Origin of the sequence: Wylensekiella montiformis (assembly GCF_009697385.1) — a bacterium.
In the GTDB taxonomy this organism is placed as follows: domain Bacteria; phylum Bacillota; class Negativicutes; order Selenomonadales; family Selenomonadaceae; genus Selenomonas_A; species Selenomonas_A montiformis.
On record NZ_VUNL01000014.1, the window covers coordinates 26524 to 51840 of the forward strand.

Below are 25317 nucleotides of genomic sequence, written 5' to 3' on the forward strand. Positions count from 1 at the left end.
TACACACCCCATGTACCCTTGCCCCGACTGGTTATTTGTCCTGCCGCACGAGGTACATGCGGTATTTGACATACCAGATCTCGATGAGCATGAAGTACGGCATCATCGACTGGAACGCCGTGTGCTCGTCGTCATCGTCGTAGAGCTGGAACCGGGCCGGCGATACATACAGGTTGACCGTCGAGAGACTGGCCAGCGTATTGTCGTGCAGCTTGGTGATCGAGATCAGCGGGACGCCGCGCAGCTGCAGCTGGCGGGCGAAGTCTACGACCATCGAAGTCTCGCCGGACAGGGCGACGAAGATAAAGAGGTCGTCGCGCGTCACGCTCCGCATGACGGAGCGGAACTCTTCATAGCCCCGAATCTCGTAGATGAATACGTTGTCGTAAAAAAACAATCGCTTGATTTCCTGAATGACGTTGCTCTGCACATAGCCTGAGGCAAAGGCGAATACGCGATTGGCTTCATGAATCAGCTGACTCGCTTCGTCGAAGCTGCGCTTGAACAGTTTTTCGCTGGTCTGGCGGTAGAAGTCCTGCATGTCCTGCAGCACATCCTCGTGGTAGAAGGACTTGGCCGGCTCTTCCATCTTCATGACGGCCTTTAGCTCCCCGAAGCCGTCAAATCCCAGTTTCTGCGCGAAGCGCACGACAGTCGTGCTCGACACGGCACAGGCGCGGGCCAGCTCATGAATCGAGGTGTGCCGCACCTCTGAGCGGTGCTGGAGGATGTACTTCCAGATCGCCATGTCAGTGTCGTTCAAATCCCTCATATGCTGGTTGATGATTTCTTCCAATCGCATACGAATCCCCCCCTTTATTGCGCTTATTATAGCACAATAGTCCTGAAAAGGGTACGAAAAAGCGCGAATGGTTCACCATTCGCGCTTTTTCGCACCTCATTCGCATCTTTTACAATGGATTTGTCCGTTTGAGATGGATAACCGTGGAGAAGAAGGAGGAATCCCTATGGAAAACAAAAACAGCGACAGAGACCCGGTTTACGCGATGAGCAAGCAGGAGGAGGATGCGCTTATCCGGCTGGCGGCGGAGGACAGCGGCGCTATGCTGCGGCTCTTCGCGCTGTATCAGGGGCTGCTGCGGCATGAGGCGGGACGGCGGTATCTGTCGGCGCTCGGCGACGAGACGGAGGGCCTTGCGCGCCTTGCCTTTGTCGAGGCCGTGCATGACTATGATCCGGAGCGCGGCGTGCATTTCGCGGCGTTTCTGCAGCGGCGCGTGCGGCTGCGCCTCCATGATGCGGCGGCCCGCCTGCGCCGGGAGCGGAGCCGCACGGTGCATGAAGGCGCAGCGGAAGTCTGCCCGGGCCTCCTCGGCGCGCCCGATGGCTGTCCGGAGGGCCACCCCGAGGAGACGGTCTGCCGCCGGGAGTATCTGCGGCAGCTCCTCCACTGGCTGAGTCCGGCGGAAAAGCGGCTGCTGAATCTCCTGTTCGTGCAGGATCTCACACAGGTGCAGGCCGCGCGAATCCTCGGCGTCACGCGCCAGAGCATCAGCAAGGCAAAGGAAAAGCTGCTGCGCCGCCTGCGGATGAAGAATGGGTTCACCTGTCCGGAGTAACCGACGGCACACCTGCTCAAAAGTAGATTTCACAGTCGTTTTCGATTTTTTTGCAGTTCGCGCGGACCCGCGCCATGACCGCGGCAGGCTCCTGCCCTTCTTCAAACTCCACGTTCATGCGGAGCGCCATGAAGTTTACCGCCGCAGTCCGGATGCCGGGCGTGTGGCGGGCCGCGTCCTCCATCAGTCCCGCGCAGTTCGCACAGTCTACCTCAATCCGATAGGAATGCTGCGGCCCATCCGGCGCCGCGGAATCCGGGGCGGAAGATTCCGCTCCGGTTTTTTTTACGCCCAGCAGGGCCCGCATCGCATTGCAGACGGCGAGCACCATGACGCCAACATCGGCGAAAACGGCCGCCCAGAGGTTGGCCAGCCCCAATGCGCCGAGCAGCAGCACGGCCGCTTTGACACCGATGGAGCCCCAGATGTTCTGACGCACAATGCGCATCGTCCTGCGGGCAATGCGCTGCGCCGCGACGATCTGCATCGGGTCGTCGTCCATGAGCACGACGTCCGCCGCCTCGATGGCCGCGTCGGAGCCCAGCGCGCCCATCGCAATGCCGACGTCGGAGCGGGAAAGAACCGGCGCATCGTTGATGCCGTCGCCGACAAAGGCCAGACGGCCGCGGCTTCCCTTCTTTTCCGCCAAGAGCTGCTCCACCCGGTCTACCTTGCCGGCGGGCAAAAGCTCACTATAGACAAGATCCAGACCGAGACGGCCCGCTACATACTCCGCCACCGGGCGGGCATCGCCGGTCAGCATGACCAGCTTCCGGACTCCGTTTTCACGCAGTCCGGCAATCGCTTCCGCCGCGTGCTCCTTGATCACGTCCTCGATGATGATATGACCGGCATAGACGCCCTGAACCGCGACGTGGATTACCGTCCCCGTTCCGGCATGGCTGCACTCGCGCCATGCCGCACCGATGCGCTCCATCATGCGGCTGTTTCCCACGCAGACCGTCTTGCCGTTCACGCGGGCCCGAATGCCCTGCCCGGCGATCTCTTCGGCCTCTTCCACCCGGCAGTCGTCGGCCTCATCGGGATAGGCGGCTTTCAGCGACGCGGCGATCGGGTGGGAGGAAAACCTCTCGACGTGCGCGGCCAGATGGAGGAGCTGGCGCTCGTCCAGTTTTTCCGGATGGACGGCGGACACCTCGAACACGCCTTTCGTCAGTGTGCCGGTCTTGTCAAAGACGACCGTATCGACAGCGGCCAGCGTTTCCAGATAATTGGCTCCCTTGATCAGGACGCCCCGGCGGCTGGCACCGCCGATGCCCGCAAAAAAGCTCAGCGGTACGCTGATGACCAATGCGCACGGGCAGCTGATGACCAAAAAGGTCAGCGCACGGTAAAACCAGACGCCCCACTCCGGCGCCAGCCCCATACCCGCCACGCGGACCAGCGGCGGCAAAAGCGCCAGCAGGATGGCCGCGCCGACGACAGCCGGCGTGTACACGCGGGCAAAGCGCGCGATAAACCGCTCGGATTTCGACTTGCGGGCGCCGGCCTCTTCGACAAGCCGCAGGATTTTGGATGCCGCGGACTCGCCGAAGTCCCGCGTGGTGCGGATCCGCAGGACCCCCTGCTGATTGAGGCAGCCGCTGGCCACCGCATCGCCCGGCGCGACATCGCGCGGCATGCTCTCCCCGGTCAGGGCTACGGTATTCAGGCTGGATGCGCCTTTTTCCACCACGCCGTCCAGCGGAATCTTTTCGCCCGGCCGGACGATCACCAGAGAACCCGGCGCGACGGTGCGCGGATCGACCTGCTCCAGCTGTCCGTTTTCCCGCTCGATGTTCGCATAGTCCGGCCGGATGTCCATGAGGCTGCGGATGTCCCGACGGCTCCGCCCCGCCGCATAGCTCTGGAACCACTCCCCGATCTGATAGAACAACATGACGGCGACGCCCTCAGTATAATCTCCATCCTCATAAACGGCCAGTCCCATCGCGCCCAGCGTCGCCACGGCCATGAGGAAACATTCATCCAGCGGACGCCGGTTTTTCAAGCCGCGGGCCGCCTTGAACAGGACATCATAGCCGATCAGCAGATAGGGGATCAGATAGGCGCCAAAACGCGTCAAGCCCGAAAGGGGAAGAGCGGCCAGCAGGGCCAGCAGCACTGCGGCCGCGACGATGCGGATGAGCTGTTTTTTCTGTCTTTCATTCATGCGATTCCCTCCAAGATACCCGGTTTATAACATATGAACACTTATTCACTCGTTGGGTTTATTATACCAAATAAGCGCGCTCTGTCAAGCAAAAGTTTCGGCAGAAAAACGCTGGTGTAGGCAGAAGAAACGGGCCGGCCAATCTATGATAGAATAGAAAGAAAGGTAAAGAAGCAAAACGAATCCGCCGCCCGGCTTCGGAGCGGCGAATCCAACGAACAGGAGTTGAAGGATATGCATTGCATCGGCTTTCCGCCCAGTATCGATAGCTCGTGCCGCATCCTGATCCTCGGATCGATGCCCGGCGTCCGCTCGCTTGAGGAGCAGCAGTATTACGCCCATCCGCAGAACCGGTTCTGGCCGCTCATGGCCCGCCTGCTCAGCGAACGGGAGGCGCCCGCCGCCTATGAAGAGCGCCTGAGGATGCTGCTGCGCCGCCACATCGCGCTCTGGGACTCGATCGGGGCCTGCGAGCGGGACGGCAGTCTGGATTCGGCCATAAAAAAAGAGCAGGGCAATGATTTCACTGCTCTGCTCCGGGATTATCCCCGAATCCATACGATTTGCTTTAACGGCGCAAAATCCGCTCAGGCGTTCCGGCGCTATAACCGGGCGCTGCTGTCCCGGACGGATCTTTCGTTCCATGCTCTGCCGTCCACCAGTCCGGCCAATGCCCGCTGGCGCATGGACATGCTGGCCGAGGCCTGGGGAAAGGTCATCACGCCGCACGAAGCCAGCTGATAAGCCCATCAGGGAATCCAGAGGTTCCTTCCTTCAAAGGCCGCTGCGAAAGAAACGGCAGCCGAAGCCGGTTATTTGATGAAGCCGACTTCCCGGCAAATCTCCTCGCAGACCTTGTCCTTGCGCTCATTGAAGATCACTTTGTTTTCCTCAAAGAGGTTCCGCCCATGGGTATCGATGGAAACGATCAGCGGGCCGAATTTCCGGACTTTGCTGGTCCAGAGCGTTTCCGGCATGCCGAGATCCTTCCAGTTGGCCGCGATGATCTTCTCGACGCAGGAGGCCGCTACGACGGCACAGCCAGCCGGGAATACGCAATGGATCGCCTTGTAGTCGCGGCAGCCGCGCATGGTGCCCTCGCCCATGCCGCCTTTGCCGATGATGAGCCGCACACCCGTCTCGCGGATGAACGCTTCTTCAAATTTTTCCATGCGCATGGAGGTGGTCGGCCCTACGGTCACCATCTCGTATTGGTCGCCGCCGAGCGGACGGATGATCGGCCCCGCGTGCAGGATCGCGCCGTCTTTTATATCCACCGGCAACGGGCGCTTTTCCTCAATGACGCGGCGGTGCGCTACGTCGCGGCAGGTCGTAAGCTCGCCGGTCAGATAGATCACGTCGCCGACATGAATATCTTCCAGATCCTCCGCGCTGATCGGAGTCGTAAGCACTTTTTCAGCCATCAGAAATCCACCTCCGAATGAGAGTCTATCGTAACGTTCAAGTCCCGGTCAAATAATATATGGCCGCGGCGGTGCGACCAGCAGCCGACATTCACCGCTACGCCGATCACCGACGGATGGCGGGCGCTGTTCTCGATGTTGACGCCGAGGACAGAATGTTTGCCGCGCAGGCCCTGCGGGCCAAGGCCGATCTTGTTGATGCCGTCTTCCAGCAGCCGCTCCATTTTCGCCGCTTTCGGATTCGGATTGTGTGAGCCGATGCGGCGCATCAAGGCCTTTTTCGACTGCAGAGCCGCCACTTCGACCGATGTGCCGATACCGACGCCGACCAGCAGCGGCGGGCAGGCATTGAGCCCATAGCTTGTCATGACGTCGAGTACGAATTTCGTCACGCCTTCATAGCCTTCACCCGGCATCAGGACTTTTGCCTTGCCGGGCAGGGAGCAGCCGCCGCCCGCCATATAGGTGTAGATTTCGCAGTCGTCGCGCCCCGGTACAATATCCCAGAACAGCGACGGTATGCCAAGGCCCACATTTTTTCCCGTGTTGTATTCATCAAAGGTTTCCACCGCATTGTGACGCAGCGGAGCATCCTTCGTCGCCCGTATGACTGCCTCGCGAAGCAGGGACGGCAATTCGCCCAGATACGGAAATTCCGAGCCGCATTTCAAAAAGAACTGAATCGCGCCGGTATCCTGACAGCTCGGACGGTTGAGCTTTTGCGCCAGTTCCTGATTCCGCATCATGGTCTGGTAGATGGATTTCGCCAGCGGTTCCTCTTCCTGCGCGGCCAGCTCCGCGATTTTCTGCCGGACATCGTCCGGCAGGCGCTTGCCCGTGAACGCGACAAATTTCGCCATGGTATCCGTCATGCGGGATACGGCTTCCTGCTTTGTCATGATATCCTTCCTCTCCTTTATCCTTTATCCTGCGCGGCGGTGCTCTGATGGGCACCGTCTTTTTCTTTCTGCTTTTATTATAGATGGCCTTCCGTTATAAGTCGAATACGAATATAATTATAATATATATTGGTTTTTCCCTATGTATCAGTGAGGTGTACGATCATGGAATTTCGTCAGTTCCGCTATATCCTGACCACAGCCAAAGAGGGAACCATCTCCAAGGCCGCTCAGAAGCTCTATATTTCCCAGCCTTCCCTGTCCCAGCTGATCGCCGGCGTCGAGAAAAAAATCGGCGCGCCCCTTTTCGACCGCAGCGTCACGCCGCTGCGCCCGACTGCGATCGGCAGCCTGTATCTGGAAACGGCCCGCCGCATCCTCGATCTCGATGAGGAGTTTCAGCAGCGGACGGACGATATGCTGAAGCGCTCTGCCGGCAGCATCACCGTCGGCAGCTCGCCGTTCCGCAGCACGTATCTTCTTTCCCGCTTTCTGCCCGGATTCCAGCGGGATTACCCGCAAATACAGGTCCGGCTGCGCGAAAGCACGACGCGCCAGCTGGAAGGGCTCGCGCAGGACGGCAGTGTAGACATCGTGCTTTCCCTTGCTCCCATCGATTTGAAGCAGTTCACCGCGGAGGAACTGTTTCAGGAAGAATTGCTGCTGGCCCTGCCGCCCGATCATCCTCTGGCCGTCCACTACGGCCTGCCCGACCGATTGTCTCCGTCCCTTCCGGTGCTGCCGCTGGCGGCGCTCCGGGACACGCCATTTATCAGCCTGCATCCAGAGCAGAAGATTCACAACCACATGATGACGCTCTGCGCCAAAGCAGGATTTGCGCCGCAGATCAAGCTGGAAACCCGCAGTCTGGAGGCCGCCCAGTCGCTGGCCGGTGCAGGGCTCGGCGCGACGCTGCTTCCCGATACGATCGTCGCCGGATTCCGGCCGGCTCAGCCGCCCTGTTACGCCGCTCTCGACATCCATCCGCACCGGCGCGTCCTCATCGCCTGGCGGCGCAGCCGCTATCTTTCGCAGGCGGCACGCGCTTTTATCCGCAGTCTCCGGGCCTTCTGCTCCCTCCCCGCCCCGAACGGCATCCTGCCCGAAGCGCAGGCGCCGCAGTAAAAGGAACCCCGTCCGCATCGGATAAATGTTTTCTTCCATGATCCCGATTTTGGGGTTGATTATCCATTTCATTCGCGATAGAAGGGGGATTTAAGTTCGTATTCTGCCGAGACAACGTCAGGAACGCGCGCAAAGGCATCCTGCTGTATCCTTGTATACATGAAGATTGCCATTGACACCGACGGTCAGGATGACTATAATAAAAGCATCAACAGACGAGAGGCAACGACGCCCCGCAAAATCAGGTACCGGATTTTGCGGGGCTTTCTGTTTTCTTCCCCTCTGTTGGTTGTCTGTCAAGTATCATGTTTCGGTGTGCCATCTCCGGCACACTGCCAGAGACAAAGGCGTCTCGTCATTCCCCCCGGAATGGCGTGCGCCTTTTTGATTTGTTATTATCCCTTACCCCCTATTATGTTTCTTCATCTGTTTTTATTTTCATGAATTACCGTTTAGAAAGGATTTGATTATCATGATCGATACAGGCGATACGGCCTGGGTCCTCATCAGTGCGGCCCTCGTATTTATTATGACACCGGGTCTTGCCCTCTTTTACGGCGGCATGGTCCGCAGCAAGAATGTACTTACGACCATTATGCAGAGTTTCTTCATCGTCGCGATGATTTCTGTGGAGTGGATCCTCATCGGCTATACCATGACATTCGGAACAGATATCAACGGTTTCATCGGAAGCCTCGATAAGATCGGCCTTACGGGCGTCGGTATGAACGTGCTGGAGAATGGCACGATTCCTGAGCTGGCTTTTGTCGCGTTCCAGTGCATGTTTGCCGTAATCACTCCGGCACTCATCACGGGCGCTTTCGCCGAGCGGATGAAATTTGCCGCTTTTGCGGTGTTTATCCTGCTTTGGGCGATCTTCATTTATAATCCTATGGCCCACTGGGTATGGGGCGGCGGCTTCCTCGCCAATCTCGGCGCACTGGATTTCGCCGGGGGTCTGGTCATCCATATTCTTTCCGGCGTTTCCGGCCTGACGCTCTGCATTCTGCTTGGGAAACGCACCGGCTATGGTCATACCGCTATGATCCCGCACAATCTTCCCATGACGGTTCTTGGCGCTTCGCTTCTCTGGTTCGGCTGGTTCGGCTTTAATGCCGGCAGCGCTCTCGGTGCCAACGCCCTTGCCGCCAATGCCTTTGTCACCTCGCAGGCCGCGGCTGCGTCAGCAACCGTATCCTGGGTTCTCGCTGAATGGAAGATGAACGGCAAGCCGACGATTCTCGGCGCTGCTTCCGGCTGCATCGCCGGTCTTGTCGCCATCACACCGGCCGCCGGTTTTGTCGCGCCGCTCCCGGCCGTCATCATCGGCCTTGTCGGCGGTGTGGTCTGCTACTTCGCCGTCGCTGTCCTGAAAGAAAAACTCGGTTATGACGATGCGCTGGACGCTTTCGGTGTCCATGGCATCGGCGGCACCTGGGGCGCAATCGCTACCGGCATTTGGGCGACCACCGACATCAATCCGGCCGGCGCCAACGGTCTGTATTACGGCGATACGCATCTTTTCGTCGCACAGCTCATTTCGATCGCCGTCGCTTATGCGCTTGCGATCTGCGGCACTTGGGTTCTCTATCAGATCGTCAATGCCTTTCTTAAAGCTCGCGCTGACGAAACCGAAGAACTTACCGGTCTCGATATCGTCGAACACGGTGAGCGCGGCTATGCCCGTTCAGTCCTGACAGGCAGCCCGATGCTCGGCAGTTTCGAAGATTCCAGCGAAATGCTGGCCAATACGGTCATGGGTATGAGCAGTGGAAAATGAGAAAGGTAAGGTGCCATCATGAAAATCACGAAAATCGAGATCATCACCCGGTCCAGCAAGCTGGATGATCTGATGAAAGCGCTCAATGAGATCGGCGTGCTGGGCATGACGGTTAGTCAGGTATTCGGCTGCGGTCTGCAGAAAGGCCACGAGGAAGTATATCGCGGCAAAAAGTATGACATCAATCTGGTTCCGAAGATCAAGGTGGAAACCGTCATTTGTGAGGTACCCGTCGAAAAGGTTCTCGATACGGCGCAGAAGGTTCTGCGCACCGGCAATTTCGGCGACGGCAAGATTTTCGTAACGGATCTCAGCGACGCCGTGCGCATCCGTACCGGTCAGCATGGCCCGGAGGCGATCATGGATATCCCGGGCGAACACAAAGAAGCCTGACGATATAACTCTTTCTTCTTTCTTCAAAAGGATACCCCCGGACAGAATCGTAAAAAACAAATGGTTCTGTCCGGGGGTATCTTATTTTGCCCACAAAAAGAATGAAGATGAAAACGGTCTGAAAAAATAGTAAACAAACATGGACTATACCGGTCATCCGTCCTTTTATATCAATAAAAAACAAACTATAATAAGATCGCAATAACGATGGATTCGTCCATTGCAGGAGGACTCGGAACAAAAAAATACATTCGTAAGGGGCGTTTGTTTGTTGCGGGGCTTCGAAATCATTTTATCTTTAGGGGAGCGTTATTCATGAAAAAATCACTCGTATCCACACTTACCGCCGCCATGGTCATTGGCGCTGCCGGCACGACGTTTGCCGCGGCCAATCCGTTCAGCGACGTACCGGCTGACCACTGGGCCTATGATGCCGTAACGCAGTTGGCCGCCGACGGCGTCATCGAAGGCTACGGCAACAGCACGTTCAAAGGAGACCGCAGCATTACGCGCTATGAGATGGCGCAGATGGTTGCCAAGGCTATGGCAAAGCAGAATGTCGGCGGCACGGACAAGGCGCTCATTGACAAGCTCGCCGCTGAGTTCGCCGATGAGCTGAACAACCTCGGCGTGCGCGTGGCACAGCTCGAGAAAAACGCCGACAAGGTACAGTGGCACGGCATGCTGCGCTATGACTACGGCAGCCTCCGCTATGACAAAGCGCCGATCGATCTCTATGTCAACGGCGGCAAGGTAGCACAAAAGGGCGACACCAAGGTCCGCGCCAACAACAATTCCACGACGTTCCGTCTGGAACCGATCGCAGAGGTCAACGACCATTGGAAAGTCCGCGCGCGTCTCGATGCTTACGGCGATATGAAAAATGATTCACAGGGCACGCTCGGCCTCAAGCGTCTCTGGGCTGAGGGCCGCTACGGCAACACGACGTGGAAATTCGGCCGCATGCCGGTCGGCATCGACATGGACATCATGTTCGATACGCATTTCTCCGGCGCGCAGGTCGCTTTCGGGAAAAAGAAGGGCCTTATCACGACGATCAATGCCGGTCGCTTCACCCTGAACAGCGGCAATGAATACTTCCTCTATGCTAAAGATGTGGCAAAGGGAAATGCCGTAAATGATGCAACTGCCAGTTATCAGGCTATTGGTCTCAATGTCAGCGCGGGCAAATGGACCAATACGGGCGTAGCTTACCATCATCTCGATTCCGATGATTTTGGCTTCCTGCCGGGCTATGGCAAAGCCGCTATTGGTGAAAACGCCCATAAACATGAGATGAATGTCGTTACGAGCAAGGCCACATATCATTTCAATAAGAACTGGGCGCTCCAGTACAACTATGGCCATAACTTTGCAGCGGAAAACTACAACGATTCCTTCCACTATGTCCTCGGCTACAAGGATTTCGAAAACTTCAACACGGAGCATCAGGGCCAGTGGGGCGCCAGCGTTGCTTACCGCTATGTCGGCCAGAACGTCGGCCCGACGGCTACTTACACCATGGACCCGGGCACGAAGGGCCTCGCGCTCAGCATCATCGGCAATCCGATGAAGCACACCTATACCTGGCTGCAGTATGAAGTCGGCAAGACGCTGATCGGCAACCACAATTATAAAGAGCTCTTCGGCCGTATGGAGTGGCAGTTCTGATTCTAGCGAAAAGGAAGCCGTTCCCGGGGCTTTCCCCTGAAGAAAGCCCGGAACGCGTCTTTCGCTGACGGGAGGAAGATATATGTTTGGAAAACGTTCAAAAAAAATTCTGGCCATCGCCGCGCTGTCTGCCGCCATTACGTCGGGAACGGCATTCGCCGGGGATCTGACGGTCTATTCGACCTCGGACATTCACGGCAGCGTCATCGGCTGGAATTATTTTACGGCCAAAGAGGCTGATCTCGGACTGGCAAAGGTCAGCACGATCATCAATGAAGGCCGCAAAAACAAAGGACAGGACGACGATATCCTCGTCATCGACGGCGGCGATATCCTGCAGGGTACGCCGCTCGATACCTATATGGTTCAGCATCCGAATGAGTGGAAAGCCGGCCAGCACCCGATGTTTGCCGCGTTCAACAAGATCGGCTACGATGCGATCGAGCTCGGCAACCATGAATTCAATTTCGGGCTCGACTATCTGCGCAAGGCAATCGGCAAGAACAAGAACGTCCTCGGCGCCAACGTCATTGATGATAAGACCGGAAAGACCTGGAACGGCGTCCGGCCGTATCTCATGAAGACGGTCAAGATCGACGGCGAAAAGGTGAAGGTCGGCATCATCGGCACAGATACGCCGGCTATCCCGAATTTCGAAGATCCGTCGCATTTTGCCGGCGTCCACTTCACCGATCAGGTTCCGGTCATAAAACAGTGCATCAAAGAGCTCAAGGCGCAGGGCGCCGACATCATCATCGGCGTGACGCATTCGGGCGTGCCGCGCGGCGACCGCAACTCGGCGGAGAATCAGGTCGTGAGCATCGCCGAGGCCTGCCCGGAGCTTTCGCTTCTGATCTGCGCGCACAACCATGTCGTCATTGACAACCAGAAAGGCGTAACGGGACCGGACGGAACGGTTTATTCCGACGGCGTCATCAACGGCGTACCGGTTGTCGAAAGCGGCAAAGACGGCAAATTCGTCGGCGTGAGCAAGCTGACGCTCAAGAAAGCCGACGGCAAATGGACGGTGCAGAAAGTCTCGACGCAGGCCGTTTCGACGAAAGGCGTCAAGGACGATCCGGCGATCGTCGCTCAGGTAAAGCCATGGCACGAAAAGACGCTGAAACACCTCCAGACGGTCATCGGTCAGGCGGCCGATGAGTTCTCCGGCGCGGAGTCGAATCATCAGGATTCGGCGATCGTCGATCTCGTCAATGAAGTGCAGCGCCACTATGCCGGCACGCAGCTTTCGGCTTCGGCTTCGTTCAACACGAGCCAGAATATCGACAAGGGACCGATCACTCTGCAGGAGATGTCCGGCCTTTATATCTACGAGAATTATCTCTACGGCATCGAGATCAACGGCGCTGAGCTGCGCAAGTACATGGAGCATGCGGCCAGCTTCTACGGCACGACGCCGGACTACAACTACGACATGATTCAGGGTGTGGACTACACCATCGACATGACGAAGCCGGTCGGCAGCCGCATCACGAAGCTCCAGTATAAGGGCAAGGATGTCAAGGACACGGATACGTTCACGATGGCCATCAACGACTACCGCATGAACGGCGGCAGCGGCTATATGGCGGCAATGGGCTACACGAACGGCAAAAAGCCGAAGGTCATCTTCGACTCCATGCGCAAATACGGCGACGACGGCCAGATGCGCGCCCTCATGATCCGCTATGTGCAGGAGAAAGGGACGATCACGCCGACCTGCGACCATAACTGGAATGTAATCAAATAATCGCTTTGCTGGAAGCAAAAACGGACTTTTCCTTCGGGAAAAGTCTGTTTGCTATTCACACCGTGAAGGGGGCAAAAAAAATGCGTTGGAACAACATACGAAACCTTCTGCTGGCAGGCTGTGTATCTGCCATGATCACCGGTTCTTTCCCGGGCGCGGTGGCCTGGGCCGCCGCCGGTGATACCGTGACGGTCACGATTCTCGGGACTTCGGATGTCCATGGCCGGTTCATGCCGTGGAACTACGCGACAGACCACGAGGACCGCTCAGGCAGCATGGTACAGCTCAGCACCATGATCCGGCAGATTCGCGCGGAAAATCCGAATACGATTCTGGTCGACTGCGGCGATGCCATTCAGGACAACAGCGTCGAGCAGTTCAATACCGGCAAGGCGCAGCCGATGGTCGTGGCGATGAACCGCATGGGATACGATGTCTGGAATATGGGCAACCATGAGTTCAACTTCGGTCTGGACGTACTGCGCCATGTGACGAAACAGTTCCGGGGACAGGTGCTCTGCGGCAACGTCTATTGGGACAGCGGAAAGCGCTTCATGCCGGCGACGGCCGTTGTGAAACGCGGCGGGATCCGCGTCGGAATCATCGGCATGGACACGCCGATGATCGCCGAGTTTGAAAAGAACTCGGATCACCTGAAAGGCGTCGTCGTCAAAAATCCAAAGGATGAGACTCGCAAGGCAATCGCGGAGCTGAACGGAAAGGCGGATGTACTCGTAGGCGTCATGCACATGGGCGTGGACAATGAGAATGATATTCCCGATACCGGCGTGACGGACATCGCTGCGGCATGTCCGGAGCTTGCGGCCATCGTAGCCGGTCATATGCACCGCAATGTCAGCGGCAAAACCATTCACGGCGTACTCGTTTCCGAGCCGTATAAATACGGTCAGGCGTTGACGCGCATCGACCTGACGTTCCGAAAGGAAAACGGCCGGTTCGTTTTGACGGACAAAAAAGCGCAGACCCTGCCGGTCGGAAAGGCTTCGTCCGATGCCGGTCTGGAAAAGGAGCTGGCGCCCTTTCATGAAAAAGCGCGTGCCGTGGCCAATGAACAAATCGGCGAAGTGACCGGTATAAATATGGTGCCGGAAGACACGATGCCGGGCATCAGCGAGGTGCAGGTGGCCGATACGCCGCTCACGAATTTCTTCAATGAAGTCCAGCTCTATTACAGCGGCGCCGATGTCGTGTCGGTCATCATCAGCCGCGACAACGCCCAGCAGGCAGTCGGGCCGATCCGCCGCAAGGATATTGCGTTCAACTATGAATACACGGGCGGCGAGACAACGGTATATGAGGTGACGGGACGCGATCTCAAGGACTACATGGAATGGGCGGCGGCCTATTTCAATCAGAAACAGCCCGGCGATATCGCGCCGAGCTACAATCCCGCGCGCCGTTCGTCCAAGTACAGCACGAATGACATCTTCGGCGGCGTCACTTACGAAATCGATCTGACGCAGCCGGCAGGCTCCCGCATCCGGAACCTGCGCCTCAAAAAATCGGGCAGGCTCATCGGCGATGCGGACAAGCTCAAACTGGGCATGAATGCCTATCGCATGAACCAGCTCATCGCCAAAGGCGGCGCGCTGGAGGGACGCCATTTCCCGGAGCTCTGGACCTCGCTCAAGGCATTCGGCGAGACGGACGGGACCATCCGCAACATGGCCATCCGCTACATCCGCGAGGTCAAAAAAGGCAGGATTGACGTCAAACCCGTTCATGACTGGAAAATCACCGGTTTCGACCGCGACTCCGCCGCTTATAAAAAAGCGGCAGCGCAGCGGAAGGCCGGCACCCTTTCCCTGCATAATTCAAAGGACGGCAAGTACACCAACATTCAGTCGATAAATGAAAGTGATCTGAAATAAGAAACAGGGGCTGGGACAAAATGAGTTCATTTTGTCCCAGCCCTTTTTCTGAGCACAAAAAGCGGCCCGCCTGTCAGACGGACCGCAATTTCATTCTTTTTCGTATGCGGATACTGGTTTACTTTTCCACATGGTAGGCTGCCGCATACATCGTCGGCAGAACCAGCAGGGTCAGAACCGTCGCCACGAAAAGCCCGCTTGCAATGGCTACGGCCATCGGCCCCCAGAAGGTGCTGGCCATAAGCGGAAGCATGCCCAGAATGGCTGCCGCCGCCGTCAGCATGATCGGCCGGAAGCGGAGGATGGCCGAATCAATCACGGCATCCCACGGGCTTTCTCCATCGGCCAGATGCTTTTGTATCTGGTCGATGAGGATGACCGAATTGCGGATAATCATACCGAACAAGGCAAGAATTCCCAGCTCCGCCACGAACCCCATGGCCGAACCGGTGATAAGCATGCCCCAGGATACGCCGATAAGGCCAAGCGGCGCGGTCAGCACGGTCAGAAGCATCTGTTTGGCGCTGCCAAGCTGGAACATCAGCAGGGTCATGATGATAAAGACCATAACCGGTACCGGCTTCAGCAGATAAGCAACGTTATCCTGACTGTCCTCCAGCGTGCCGGCCGGCTCGATCCGGCAGCCGAACGGCAGGCTGTCCCGCAGTTCTTTCGTCGCCTCATAGGCTTTCTGCGTGGCATCGTTCGCCGTCCCGCTGTGAATATCCGCCTGCACGGTGACGGTCGGCATAAGGTTGCGGCGCTTGATCAGGCCGTCTTCCGCATCATAGGAGATCTTGGCCAGCTGTTCCAGCGGCACATAACCAGCCTTTCCGAGGAAAATCGGCAGGTCCTTGATTTGGGACAGATCGCGCCGGTCTGTGCCGGCCAGCCGCAGATCGATATCGATGGTCCGGTCGCCCGCGTAAAATTGCGCAGCTGACGCCCCCGTAACCTCCGTATAGATCTGCTGGGAAACGGTCTGGCTGCTGACGCCAAGCGCGCGCAGCTTCGCCTGATCCAGTTCCAGATGCATGACCTTGCTTTTATCGCCCCAGTCTGTGTTGACGTTATAAAGATTCGGGTCCTTGCTGACGACGCCTTCGACCTGACGGGCCAGGTCCTTGGCCTGATCCGTCGTATACCCCGTCACGCGCAGCATAACGGGATAGTCGGACGGCGGGCCGGTCTGGATATACTGAATCTTGGCCCGGACGTCCGAAAACTCGTCGCTGAAGGCCTGCTCCAGTTCCTGCGCCAGTTTTTCCCGGGATTTTGTATCTTTCGCCACGAGAACGAACTGCGTCGCATTGTCCGCGTCGGCTTTCGGATCGACGGTCAGCACGAAGCGCGGCGCATACCGGCCGACGTAGTACGAATAATTGGCCAGCAGCTCCTGCCGCTCCTGCAGCCAGTCGGACATGCGGTCGGCCACCTGCTGCGAGGCTTCCATCGAAGCCCCTTCCGGCAGCTTCATTTCCACAAGCACCTCGGGACGGGTCGACGTCGGGAAAAATTCCTGCTTGATGAACTTCATCATCCCCAGTGAGATCAGAAATACCGCCAGCGTACTCACCAGAACCAGCCGGCGGTGCGTCAGGAACCAGCCCAGTACCTTGCGGAACCAGACGTAAAAGCGGCTTTGATACGGATCGATTCGCCCGTCCGCATCGCGCTTGACCTCGACACGGATCAGATGATAGCCGAACAATGGCGCAACCATGACGGAGACGATCCAGGAAAGCAGCAGGGAAATGCTGATGACGGGAAAAAGCGCCTGACAAAATTCACTGGCCATGCCCTGAGCAAAGGCGACGGGAATAAAGCCGGAGCAGGTGATGAGCGTACCTGTCAGCATCGGCTTCGCTGTCGCACGGAACGCGTAACAGGCCGCGTCAAATCGGTTGAGCCCCATTTCCAGCTTGACGCTCATCATCTCCACCGCGATAATCGCGTCATCGACCAGCAGGCCCAGCGCGATAATCAGCGAGCCGAGCGATACTTTATGCAGATCGATGCCCAGCATATACATCATACAGAACACGCCGCACAGCACGAGCGGAATGCAGCCGGCCACGACCATGCCCGTGCGCACGCCGAGGGACAGGAAGCTCACCGCCAACACGATAACGATCGCTTCCACCAGCGTCTTGACGAAGTCAAAAATGGAATGATCGACGACCGACGGCTGATCCGATACCTGATGAATCTCAATGCCCACCGGTACCTCCTGCTGAATATCGGCAATCTGTTTTTTCAGGCTGCGCCCGAGCGCCAGAATGTTGCCGCCGTCCTCCATCGACACGGCAATGCCGACAGCCGGTTCGCCGTTGAAGAACATCTTCGGTTCAGCCGGCTCCACCGGACGCCGCTCCACTTTGGCAATATCGCCGAGGCGGAACACCTTGCCATTGGCCGCTATGCTTGTTTCGCGAATCGCGCCGACATCGGCAAAGGTTCCGCTGACGCGCAGATAAACGTTGTCGCTTTCGGTTTCCACCATGCCGGAGGGCGTCATTTCGTTCTGCGTCTTCAGCGCGCTCGCGATGGACTGCGGATTAAGCCCGAGCTCGGAAAGCTTCGCCCGTTCGATTTCGACGTAGACTTTTTCCGGCTGCTCGCCGATCAGCTCGACCTTCTGCACGCTCGGCACGTTGAGCAGCATCCGGCGCGTCTTTTCCGCGTACTGGCGCATTTCCTCATAGCTGTAGCCGTCACCGGTCACAGCATAAACCGAGCCATAAACATCGTCAAACCGATCGTTGTAATACGGTCCGTATACTCCGTCCGGCAGGTCTTTCCGGATATCTTCACAAAAATTGCGCACATCGCGCCAAGTCGGGCGGATCTGCGCTTTCGGCACCTCATCCTTGAGATTGACGTAGATAACGGTCTGGCCTTCCCTCGTCTCGCTCTTGATGTAATCCAGCCCCGGCGTATCCTGCAGTTTCTTTTCCAGCTTGTCTGTGACCTGATTCTGCATCTGTTCCGCCGTAGCGCCCGGCCAGGCGGCCGATATGACCATCTGGCGTATCGTGAACTGCGGGTCCTCCATGCGTCCGAGCTGGAAATAAGAGAATACGCCGCCGATTACGGCGACGACGATAAAATACCAGACCAGCGTCCGGTGTTTCAGGGACAGTTCTGTAAGATTTCTCATGACGCCGATGCCTCCGTCCGGACTGCTTCGCCCTCATGCAGCTTGTGAACGCCGGCCGTAACGACAAGATCAGACGGTGCCAGTCCATAGACCACGACCTCGTTATCGCCAAAGGAACCAATCTCAACATCTTTGAGCCGTACGGTTCCATCCTCGCCGACAAGCCATACCTGCGGCGTGTCTCCATCCTGATAAATGGCGGAAAGAGGCAGAATCGCACCGCCCGCCGCGCCGCTGTCCGGTTCATCCGGCTGCACCATGCGGACATTGGCCGTCATGCCAAGCTGCATCCCGGCAGGGGGATTCGGCAGGGAGACGCGGACGCGGTAGGTGCGCGCGGCGCTGTCCGCCATCGGCGCGATCTCCCGGATCACACCGTCGGTCCGCCCCGTAAGCGCCCAGAAATCCACTGTGACCGGCATCCCGGTCTGAATGTCCGCCACGCGATTTTCCGGAACCTGAATCTCGACTTCCAGCTCATTCGTCTGAACCAGTGTAAGCACCGTCTGTCCGGCAGCTACGACCTGTCCTTCTTCCGCCGTAATGGAGGAAACGACGCCGTTGGCTCCGGCAGTCAGGTTCGTGTAGCCCATCGCATTATGCCCCTGCGCGGCCTGCGCCAGCGCGTTCTGATAAGCCGCAAACGCCGCGTCATAGCTGGCCTGATACTGGTCGAGTACCGCGGCCGGCACAGCATTTTCCTGATACAGCTCGCTGTAGCGGGAAAGATTGCGCTGGGCCAGATCCAGCTGGGCACGGGCCGACGCAACCTGCGCATCGCCCTGATTCGCTTTTTGCACCACATCGCGCGGATCGATCGTCATCAGCACATCACCCGCTCGCACCGGCGAACCGACCTGCACATTGCGGGCAATGATCTGCCCCCCAACCTGAAAGGACATATTCGTTTCATAACGCCCGCGAACCGTTCCCGCATACGAGCCGATATCCGCCTGCGAGGCGCTGCCCGCCTGCTGCGTCTTGACCAGCGGCGCCTTTTCCGCCTGCTGACTGCCGCCGCAGCCGGAAAAGGCCATCATCGCCGCCGCAGCCAGACAGGCTGCCAGACTCCCTTTATAATTTCTCATGCACATTGCCTCCACTCGGCAGTTTTCTCGCCAGCTTGACCAGATCGGCGTGGCAGGCCCGCTGCACCAGCTGATTAAAGCCATGGAACATCGTCTGCACTTCTTCTTCATTCATATCACGCACCAGATAGTCTACCCAGCCCTGAATGATATTGCGCAGGAACTGGTGCTGCTGGCGTCCGAAATCGGTCAGATAAATATGCTTAATGCGGCGGTCCGCTGCATCCACCTCCCGGTAGATAAACCCCTTCTCCTGAAGCAGATTTACCGTACGGGTCACGACGGCCTTATCCAGATAAAGCATGTTCGCCAGCTCATCCTGCTTGGCTCCTTCATGATCATAAATCCGGATGAGCATGATATATTCGGAAAAGGTAAGATGCAGTTTCTGACAGGCTTCCACGACAAACAGCTGCGAGCGCCGATGCAGAATAGAAAACCAGCGGCCTACATTTACATAATCATCCATACCAAATTCCCCCTAAAACCATCCGATGTCCATTTCTGTTCTTTTTCTGCGTCTTTCCTGTCGATAGAATTCACAACTATCTTGTTGATTCTATCAAATAATTTTACTCACATTTGGACGAAATGTCAATATTCCTCGCTCTTTTCTGACAGTTTGCAGCTGCTTCGCACATTGTATACTTTTCCCTCTTCATATCTTTTTGCGGAGAAGCCATGTATAATAAGGATGAGCTTTTTGAACGAAAGGAGCATCTTCTATGAGCTGTCCAAGAGTCGGACATATCCATTTTCTGAACGTCCTGCCCCTTACCTGGAGCTATGCACACGGCGCAGACCGCGGGCTGTCCATCACGCGCGGAGTGCCGGCCGTACTCAATAACGACATTTTGACCCATCGGCTGGATGTCAGCAATGTCTCATCCATCATATATGCCAGAGACAGCGAGGAGCTGGTCATCCTTCCGGATGTCTGCATCAGCACCGACGGCGATGTCCAGAGCATCCTTCTCGTCTCGCGCAAGCCCATTCATTCCCTGCAGAACGACAAGATCATCCTGACGGCAAAATCCGCTACTTCGCACTGCCTGCTCAAGATCATTCTCCGCGCCGCCTACGGCGCCATTCCCCAATATTATATACGCCATATCACGCCGGAGGACCCGGTCCCTGATGACGCCTCCGCCTCCCTGCTCATCGGCGACGATGCGCTGTGGCTCTATCACCACCGCCAGCCGGGATTCTTTTACTACGATCTGGGGCGCGAATGGAAACAGCTGACGGGAAAAAAGATGGTCTATGCGCTCTGGGTGGCCAACCAAAATTTCGCCCGGCAGCAGCCGGAACTGCTGCAGCTCGTCTACGACCGCATTCACCGCGCATTCCGGCTCGGTCTTGAGCATAAAAGAGAAGTCATCGATTCGGCCATTGCCGCAGGCAGCCCATTCACTTACGACCAGCTCGACCATTACCTCGGGAATGTCATTCGCTGGGATCTCACCGAAGAATATCTCGACGGACTGCATACCTTTTATGAACTCGCTCACCAGATGAACCTCATCGAGCATGTGCCGATGCTCCGGATGGCCAACGTAAGGCGCTGACCGCCGAAGAAAAAAAGGGAACAAAAAAACGCGGAGGAAAGAATCCTCTGCGCTTTTTAACGCCCCGTTCAGGCTTCCGTCTCTCATCACAGGGCGAAGTATTCATGGTGCGATTGGTGAGAGTCGAACTCACGACCTGCCGCTTAGGAGGCGGACGCTCTATCCATCTGAGCTACAACCGCAACAATATTATTTTAGCAGAAGCCGAAGTGTTATGCAATACAAGAAAAACATTTACATCTCCGCCCAGCGTGATAAAATAGATGGCATCCCTCATATGTATGGAAAAAGGACGTGTTATCTTGAACTGGAAAGTCGTATTGGGCATTTTGACCTGCAATATTCTATTCATGTCGGCCAGTTATACGATGCTGATTCCCTTTTTGCCGATGTATCTGACCCGTGAGCTCGGCGTGGATGCAGCATCCGTCAGCCTCTGGTCGGGCATTGTGTTTTCCGCCTCGTTTCTCGTATCGGCAATCATGGCGCCGATCTGGGGAAGGATGGCGGATACGAAGGGAAAACGACTCATGGCCATGCGCGCCAGTTTTCTCCTGTCGATCAGCTATTTTCTCGGCGGAATCGTGCAGAGTCCCGAGCAGCTCACGCTGATGCGGCTGTTTCAGGGATTCGCTTCCGGACTATGGCCGATGGATCTCGCGATTATGACCCTTTACGCTCCCGCGAGCCGCCTCGGGCTGTGCCTCGGCATCATGCAGGGCGTGCTGACGGCGGGCGGCGTCGTCGGGCCTCTACTCGGCGGCGTGCTGGCCGAGCTTGTCGGCATGCGGTATTCCTTCTTCCTCGCCTCCGGCGCCCTGTTCCTGAACTTCCTCATTTTTACCTTTGTCATCAAGGAACCGCCGGCCGCGCAGCCTCAGGAAAAAGCCACGCAGCCCGGGACGGTCAGCCTCTTTCATATCCCGCTCATCCGCAATATGCTTTTGTGCGGAACGCTGGTTCAGATGGTTATCCTGATCCTCCAGCCGATCCTCACAACGTATATCGCTCATCTGGCCGGCAATCTGCCGAATCTTGTTTTCGTGGCCGGCCTTGTTTTCTCGCTCGGCGGCATTGCCGGCGCGATAGGCGCGCCGTTTTGGGGCTCGTTCGGCCAGCGCCGCGGATTTTTCCGCGCCATGTGCTGCGGCATGGCGGGCGCGGGCATCACGATGATCCTTCAGGGAAGCTGGCCGAATCTTTACTGGTTTGCTTTTATGCAGTTTGTCGGCGGACTATTCTTCTGCGCCATTCATCCGGCGATCAATGCCGTGCTTGCGGCCCATACGCCGCCCAGCCATAAGGGGCGCATTTTCGGCCTCCTCTTTGCCGCCCAGCAGGTCGGCTCCATGGCCGGCCCTATTCTCGGCGGGGTCATCGCGACATGGCTCGGCATGCCATTCGTATTCGGCTTTGCCGGCATCCTGCTGCTGATCCTCAGCACGGCCGTTCATCACGCTTATATCCGCCGGTCCTCCTGACTTCCTGTTTCTTTTCATAAACGCCTGCTATACTGTACAGACTATCGGAAAGCAACGCTTGCTATCACACCGATCTTATTTATCGACCAGGAGGTAACAAACATGATTTCATCCATTCCATCGTATACCTGGATTATTCTGGCAGTCCTGACTACAGCCTTTACTTATTGGCTGGAATACCGCGATACCGACGAGGACTGACCGTTAAAAACCGCCTGACGGCGTTTTTTCACAAGCAAAACGCACCGGACATTTACCTTGTCCGGTGCGTTTTTATGACTCAGGATATAAGCAACAGGTTATTCTTCCGGCTGCGGCATTTCCGCTTTGCCGCTGATCAGTTCTTTTCCGCAGTGCTTGACGACAAGAACAGCCAGCGTCATCAGGGCCAATGCCAAAATGAGCTGCAGCCCGTCGATCATCGGGACGAAGCTGCCGGCCTGCAGCTTCGCGATTCCCCCGGCAACGCTCATGACCAGCGCCGTCATAGTCACGATGAACATGAACGTCATGGGGACATAGAGCATCCAGCCCTTACGGCCCGTCGTGCGGAGGAACACGGCCAGCGAAATGAGAACCAGCGCGGAAAGAAGCTGATTCGCCGCGCCAAACAGCGGCCAGATATTCATGTAGCCGGCCATGCAGAGGAAGAATGCCAGGAAAAGCGTAATCACGGTCGAGAAATAAGTATTCATGCAGAGAGAAGCGACCGCCCCTGGCTTTTCTCCCTCACTCGGTGTGAAAAGCTCCTGAAAGGACATGCGGCCGATGCGGGCGACCGAATCAATCGTCGTCATGGCCAGTGCGGAAACGCACATGGTAATGACGCAGGCGGAAACGCCGGCAGGCAGGCCAAACATCTGGAAGAAGCCGCTGATCGCTCCGGCAAAAATCTGGAACGGCGTACCCTTCGGCAGAACTCCGTTGGACGCTGCGGCGCAGGCAATGACCAGCGCCACGACGCCGAGCAGCGACTCTACCAGCATAGCGCCGTAGCCGACCGGCAGCATATCGTCCTCTTTGGCGATGGCCTTGGACGAGGTGCCGGAGGACACCAGACTATGGAACCCGGATACGGCGCCACAGGCGATCGTGATGAACAGAATCGGGAACAGCGACTTTCCGTTGACTTCAAATCCGACAAAGGCCGGCATGTTGATCGACGGATTGGCAACGATGACGCCGACCACGCCGCCGAAAACCATGCCAAGGAGCAGGAACGCGCTCAGATAGTCGCGCGGCTCCATCAGCAGCCACATGGGAAGGACCGAGGCGATAAAGCAGTAGCCGAACGTGACATAGCGCCAGGTCTGCGCGTCAAAATAGAGCGGGGACTGCATGCCGACGGCAAACATGGCCAAAACCAGAACCACAGCAACCAGAAACTTCACAACGCCCGACGGGTTGACCTTGCGGATGAAGAAACCAAAACCCATCGCGACAAAAATGTACAGCATGGAAATCGATGCGGCCTGAGCCCCCGGCACGTTCGGCGCCCCTGCCTTGGTCATGCCGTTGAACGTATTGGCGATGATGTCGGCAAAGGCAGCCAGCACCAGCAACGTGAACAGCCAGCAGAAAAGCAGGAACAGGCGGCGGCCCGTCTTGCCGACATACTGCTCGATGAGCATGCCCATGGATTTACCTTCATTTTTGACCGATGCGTACAGCGCCGTAAAGTCCTGCACCGCACCGAAAAACACACCGCCGACCAGCAGCCAGAGCAGCGCCGGCGCCCAGCCGAACATCGCCGCAATGATCGGGCCAGTCACAGGGCCGGCGCCGGTAATGGACGAAAATTGATGCGAAAACACCGTAAAGCGCGAAGCCGGAGCAAAATCCTGACCGTCCTCATACTTCACGGCCGGCGTTTTTGCCCGCGGATCGATCCCCCACGTTTTGACCAGCCATCGGCCATAACCGGCATAAGCGGCCACGAATACGACGATGGCTAAACCGACAATCGTCAAACCATTCATCATAACTCCCTCTTTCCATAGATAAAAAAATAAATCCCGTCCGCATCGCATGATGCAGGCGGGATATTTTTGTTCTTATGCAAGATACATCCGAACAATTCCACCCATATCGCGCCATTGCGACCGGACTTTCTTATGGATTGTATCTTAGCACTATGAAAAAAAAGTGTCAACTTGTAAACATAAAGAAGTAATTTTCAAAAAACTGGCAAGATTTACTGCGCGGCCTTGGCCCGCCGGGCTTTCCATTCCCATACGCAGCGAATGCCCGGATGCATTTGGGGCAGGACAAAACAGCGGTTGCAGGAAAGGCAGACAGAGGTTTTTCCCGCCAAAGCCTTTGGCAGGAAATCCGGCTCGGCGATCAGAGATCGTCCCAGCGATACCGCATCCAGTCCGGCATCCAGCACGGCTTCCATATCCGCCAGCGACCGGACTCCGCCGACCAGACTCAGCGGCATCTGCGGCACGGCCTGTCTCAGCAGCTTTGCTTCGTCCAGATAATAAAGCGTCGCCGTCTTGGGCTGATTGATGAAGTCCACGCCGGATAATTCCACCAGCGATACGCCAAGCTCCCGGCAGCGCGAAAGAATCCAGATCATATCCTCGCGGTAAGCCGCATGGTCTTCCTGCTTGGTATCGATGTTGATCTTTATTAGGACGGGGAACGACGGGCCGCAGGCCTCATGAATCCCGCGGATAATGCGTTCCGTCATGCGGAAGCGGCCGGCCACATCCCCGCCGTATTCATCCGTACGCTGGTTGAACGTCGGGTCGATAAAACGGGAAAGCAGATAGGAATGTGCGGCATGAAGCTGCACGCCGTCGACGCCGGCCTTCTGCAGACGAACTGCGGCCTGAATAAAGCGCCGCTCGATGGCATGGATTTCTTCCACGGTCAGCATCCGCGCGTTTCGCCCTTTTTTCAGCGGCCGCGCCACGACATCAGCCAGATCGTCATGCCCGATCGATCGCGGGCCGGCATGGGAGATCTGCGGGATGAGAACCGCCCCCTGCGCATGAACAATATCCGCGGCGCGGCGGAACTGGCCGGCATAGCAATCCTCATAAATATTTACCTGATCGGGATTGGCGCGCCCCAGCGGGTCTACACAGCAATGTCCCGTGATGATCGTCCCGATGCCGGATCCGGCCAGTGCCTCATACATGGCGTATTCCGCTTCGGTCATATATCCGTCCTGATCCGCCAAAAAGCTGTGCACGGCCGAACGGATCACGCGGTTTTTCAGTCGGATATCCGCCAGCTGGAGCGGAGATTCGATTTTGTTGCTCATACATTACCTCCAGGAAGTCTGTCTTATATCCGTTTTTCCATGAACAGCCCCCTGCTCCA

General features: G+C 57.1%; 19 protein-coding genes and 1 tRNA gene. 10 read left to right on the forward strand and 10 right to left on the reverse strand.

Going from position 1 to position 25317, the window contains the following annotated elements; all coding sequences use genetic code 11:
* Nucleotides 1-31: 31 nt before the first annotated feature.
* Nucleotides 32-802: a MurR/RpiR family transcriptional regulator gene (locus tag FYJ78_RS11090; protein WP_154621451.1), complete on the reverse strand. Its 771-nt coding sequence runs from the start codon at nt 800-802 to the stop codon at nt 32-34.
* Between the two features lie 166 nt (nt 803-968).
* Here FYJ78_RS11090 and FYJ78_RS11095 point away from each other — a divergent pair, with 166 nt between their 5' ends.
* The gene (locus FYJ78_RS11095; protein WP_195847954.1) at nt 969-1580 is read left to right on the forward strand and encodes a sigma-70 family RNA polymerase sigma factor; all 612 of its coding nucleotides are present in this window, start codon (nt 969-971) and stop codon (nt 1578-1580) included.
* 16 nt (nt 1581-1596) lie between these two features.
* Here the strand turns inward: FYJ78_RS11095 and FYJ78_RS11100 are convergent, their stop codons facing one another.
* A complete protein-coding gene (locus FYJ78_RS11100) occupies nt 1597-3753 on the reverse strand; it encodes a heavy metal translocating P-type ATPase (protein ID WP_154621453.1) in 2157 nt (718 codons plus the stop codon).
* Between the two features lie 234 nt (nt 3754-3987).
* On the opposite strand from FYJ78_RS11100, the gene FYJ78_RS11105 reads away from it, so the two are divergent.
* Nucleotides 3988-4494, forward strand: coding sequence for a DNA-deoxyinosine glycosylase (locus tag FYJ78_RS11105; protein ID WP_154621454.1), 507 nt, complete (start codon nt 3988-3990; stop codon nt 4492-4494).
* Nucleotides 4495-4565: 71 nt separating this feature from the next.
* On the opposite strand, the gene ttdB is transcribed toward FYJ78_RS11105, so the two are convergent.
* Together ttdB and ttdA are read right to left on the reverse strand one after the other, a co-directional pair.
* Nucleotides 4566-5177 (reverse strand): L(+)-tartrate dehydratase subunit beta, encoded by a 612-nt coding sequence (ttdB, locus tag FYJ78_RS11110; RefSeq protein WP_154621455.1) that lies wholly within the window; start codon nt 5175-5177, stop codon nt 4566-4568.
* The gene (ttdA, locus tag FYJ78_RS11115) at nt 5177-6076 is read right to left on the reverse strand and encodes a L(+)-tartrate dehydratase subunit alpha (RefSeq protein ID WP_154621456.1); all 900 of its coding nucleotides are present in this window, start codon (nt 6074-6076) and stop codon (nt 5177-5179) included. The genes ttdB and ttdA overlap by 1 nt, the downstream gene beginning before the upstream one ends.
* Nucleotides 6077-6241: 165 nt before the next feature.
* Here ttdA and FYJ78_RS11120 point away from each other — a divergent pair, with 165 nt between their 5' ends.
* The 6 genes from FYJ78_RS11120 to FYJ78_RS11145 all read left to right on the forward strand — a co-directional run bounded on the left by FYJ78_RS11120 (nt 6242) and on the right by FYJ78_RS11145 (nt 14687).
* Nucleotides 6242-7201 (forward strand): LysR family transcriptional regulator, encoded by a 960-nt coding sequence (locus FYJ78_RS11120; RefSeq protein WP_154621457.1) that lies wholly within the window; start codon nt 6242-6244, stop codon nt 7199-7201.
* 472 nt (nt 7202-7673) lie between these two features.
* Nucleotides 7674-8981, forward strand: a complete 1308-nt coding sequence (locus FYJ78_RS11125) for an ammonium transporter (RefSeq protein WP_154621458.1) — start codon at nt 7674-7676, stop codon at nt 8979-8981.
* A gap of 18 nt (nt 8982-8999) precedes the next feature.
* On the forward strand, nt 9000-9374 hold the full coding sequence (locus FYJ78_RS11130) for a P-II family nitrogen regulator (RefSeq protein WP_154621459.1): 375 nt from the start codon (nt 9000-9002) through the stop codon (nt 9372-9374).
* 315 nt (nt 9375-9689) lie between these two features.
* Complete coding sequence (locus FYJ78_RS11135) at nt 9690-11045, forward strand: S-layer homology domain-containing protein (protein WP_154621460.1); 1356 nt, start codon at nt 9690-9692, stop codon at nt 11043-11045.
* A gap of 82 nt (nt 11046-11127) precedes the next feature.
* Nucleotides 11128-12795 carry a bifunctional metallophosphatase/5'-nucleotidase gene (locus tag FYJ78_RS11140; RefSeq protein ID WP_154621461.1) on the forward strand — a complete coding sequence of 556 codons (1668 nt, stop codon included), beginning with the start codon at nt 11128-11130 and terminating at the stop codon, nt 12793-12795.
* 80 nt (nt 12796-12875) lie between these two features.
* The gene (locus FYJ78_RS11145; protein WP_154621462.1) at nt 12876-14687 is read left to right on the forward strand and encodes a bifunctional metallophosphatase/5'-nucleotidase; all 1812 of its coding nucleotides are present in this window, start codon (nt 12876-12878) and stop codon (nt 14685-14687) included.
* A 118-nt stretch (nt 14688-14805) separates the two neighbouring features.
* Here the strand turns inward: FYJ78_RS11145 and FYJ78_RS11150 are convergent, their stop codons facing one another.
* Genes FYJ78_RS11150 through FYJ78_RS11160 form a run of 3 tightly spaced genes read right to left on the reverse strand, consistent with a single transcriptional unit; the run spans nt 14806 to nt 19404 of the window.
* Nucleotides 14806-17847, reverse strand: a complete 3042-nt coding sequence (locus tag FYJ78_RS11150) for an efflux RND transporter permease subunit (RefSeq protein WP_154621463.1) — start codon at nt 17845-17847, stop codon at nt 14806-14808.
* Nucleotides 17844-18935: an efflux RND transporter periplasmic adaptor subunit gene (locus FYJ78_RS11155; RefSeq protein ID WP_154621464.1), complete on the reverse strand. Its 1092-nt coding sequence runs from the start codon at nt 18933-18935 to the stop codon at nt 17844-17846. Before FYJ78_RS11155 ends, FYJ78_RS11150 begins: the two co-directional genes overlap by 4 nt.
* Complete coding sequence (locus tag FYJ78_RS11160; protein ID WP_154621465.1) at nt 18922-19404, reverse strand: MarR family winged helix-turn-helix transcriptional regulator; 483 nt, start codon at nt 19402-19404, stop codon at nt 18922-18924. Before FYJ78_RS11160 ends, FYJ78_RS11155 begins: the two co-directional genes overlap by 14 nt.
* Nucleotides 19405-19660: 256 nt before the next feature.
* Between FYJ78_RS11160 and FYJ78_RS11165 the strand changes: the two genes are divergently transcribed.
* Nucleotides 19661-20503, forward strand: coding sequence for a menaquinone biosynthetic enzyme MqnA/MqnD family protein (locus FYJ78_RS11165; protein ID WP_154621466.1), 843 nt, complete (start codon nt 19661-19663; stop codon nt 20501-20503).
* Between the two features lie 105 nt (nt 20504-20608).
* Here FYJ78_RS11165 and FYJ78_RS11170 read toward each other — a convergent pair.
* Nucleotides 20609-20685 (reverse strand) — tRNA-Arg (locus FYJ78_RS11170).
* A 120-nt stretch (nt 20686-20805) separates the two neighbouring features.
* On the opposite strand from FYJ78_RS11170, the gene FYJ78_RS11175 reads away from it, so the two are divergent.
* A complete protein-coding gene (locus tag FYJ78_RS11175; RefSeq protein ID WP_154621467.1) occupies nt 20806-21984 on the forward strand; it encodes an MFS transporter in 1179 nt (392 codons plus the stop codon).
* A gap of 299 nt (nt 21985-22283) precedes the next feature.
* On the opposite strand, the gene FYJ78_RS11180 is transcribed toward FYJ78_RS11175, so the two are convergent.
* Nucleotides 22284-23963 (reverse strand): carbon starvation CstA family protein, encoded by a 1680-nt coding sequence (locus FYJ78_RS11180; protein ID WP_154621494.1) that lies wholly within the window; start codon nt 23961-23963, stop codon nt 22284-22286.
* A gap of 215 nt (nt 23964-24178) precedes the next feature.
* Nucleotides 24179-25258, reverse strand: coding sequence for an NADH:flavin oxidoreductase (locus FYJ78_RS11185; protein WP_154621468.1), 1080 nt, complete (start codon nt 25256-25258; stop codon nt 24179-24181).
* Nucleotides 25259-25317 lie beyond the last annotated feature (59 nt).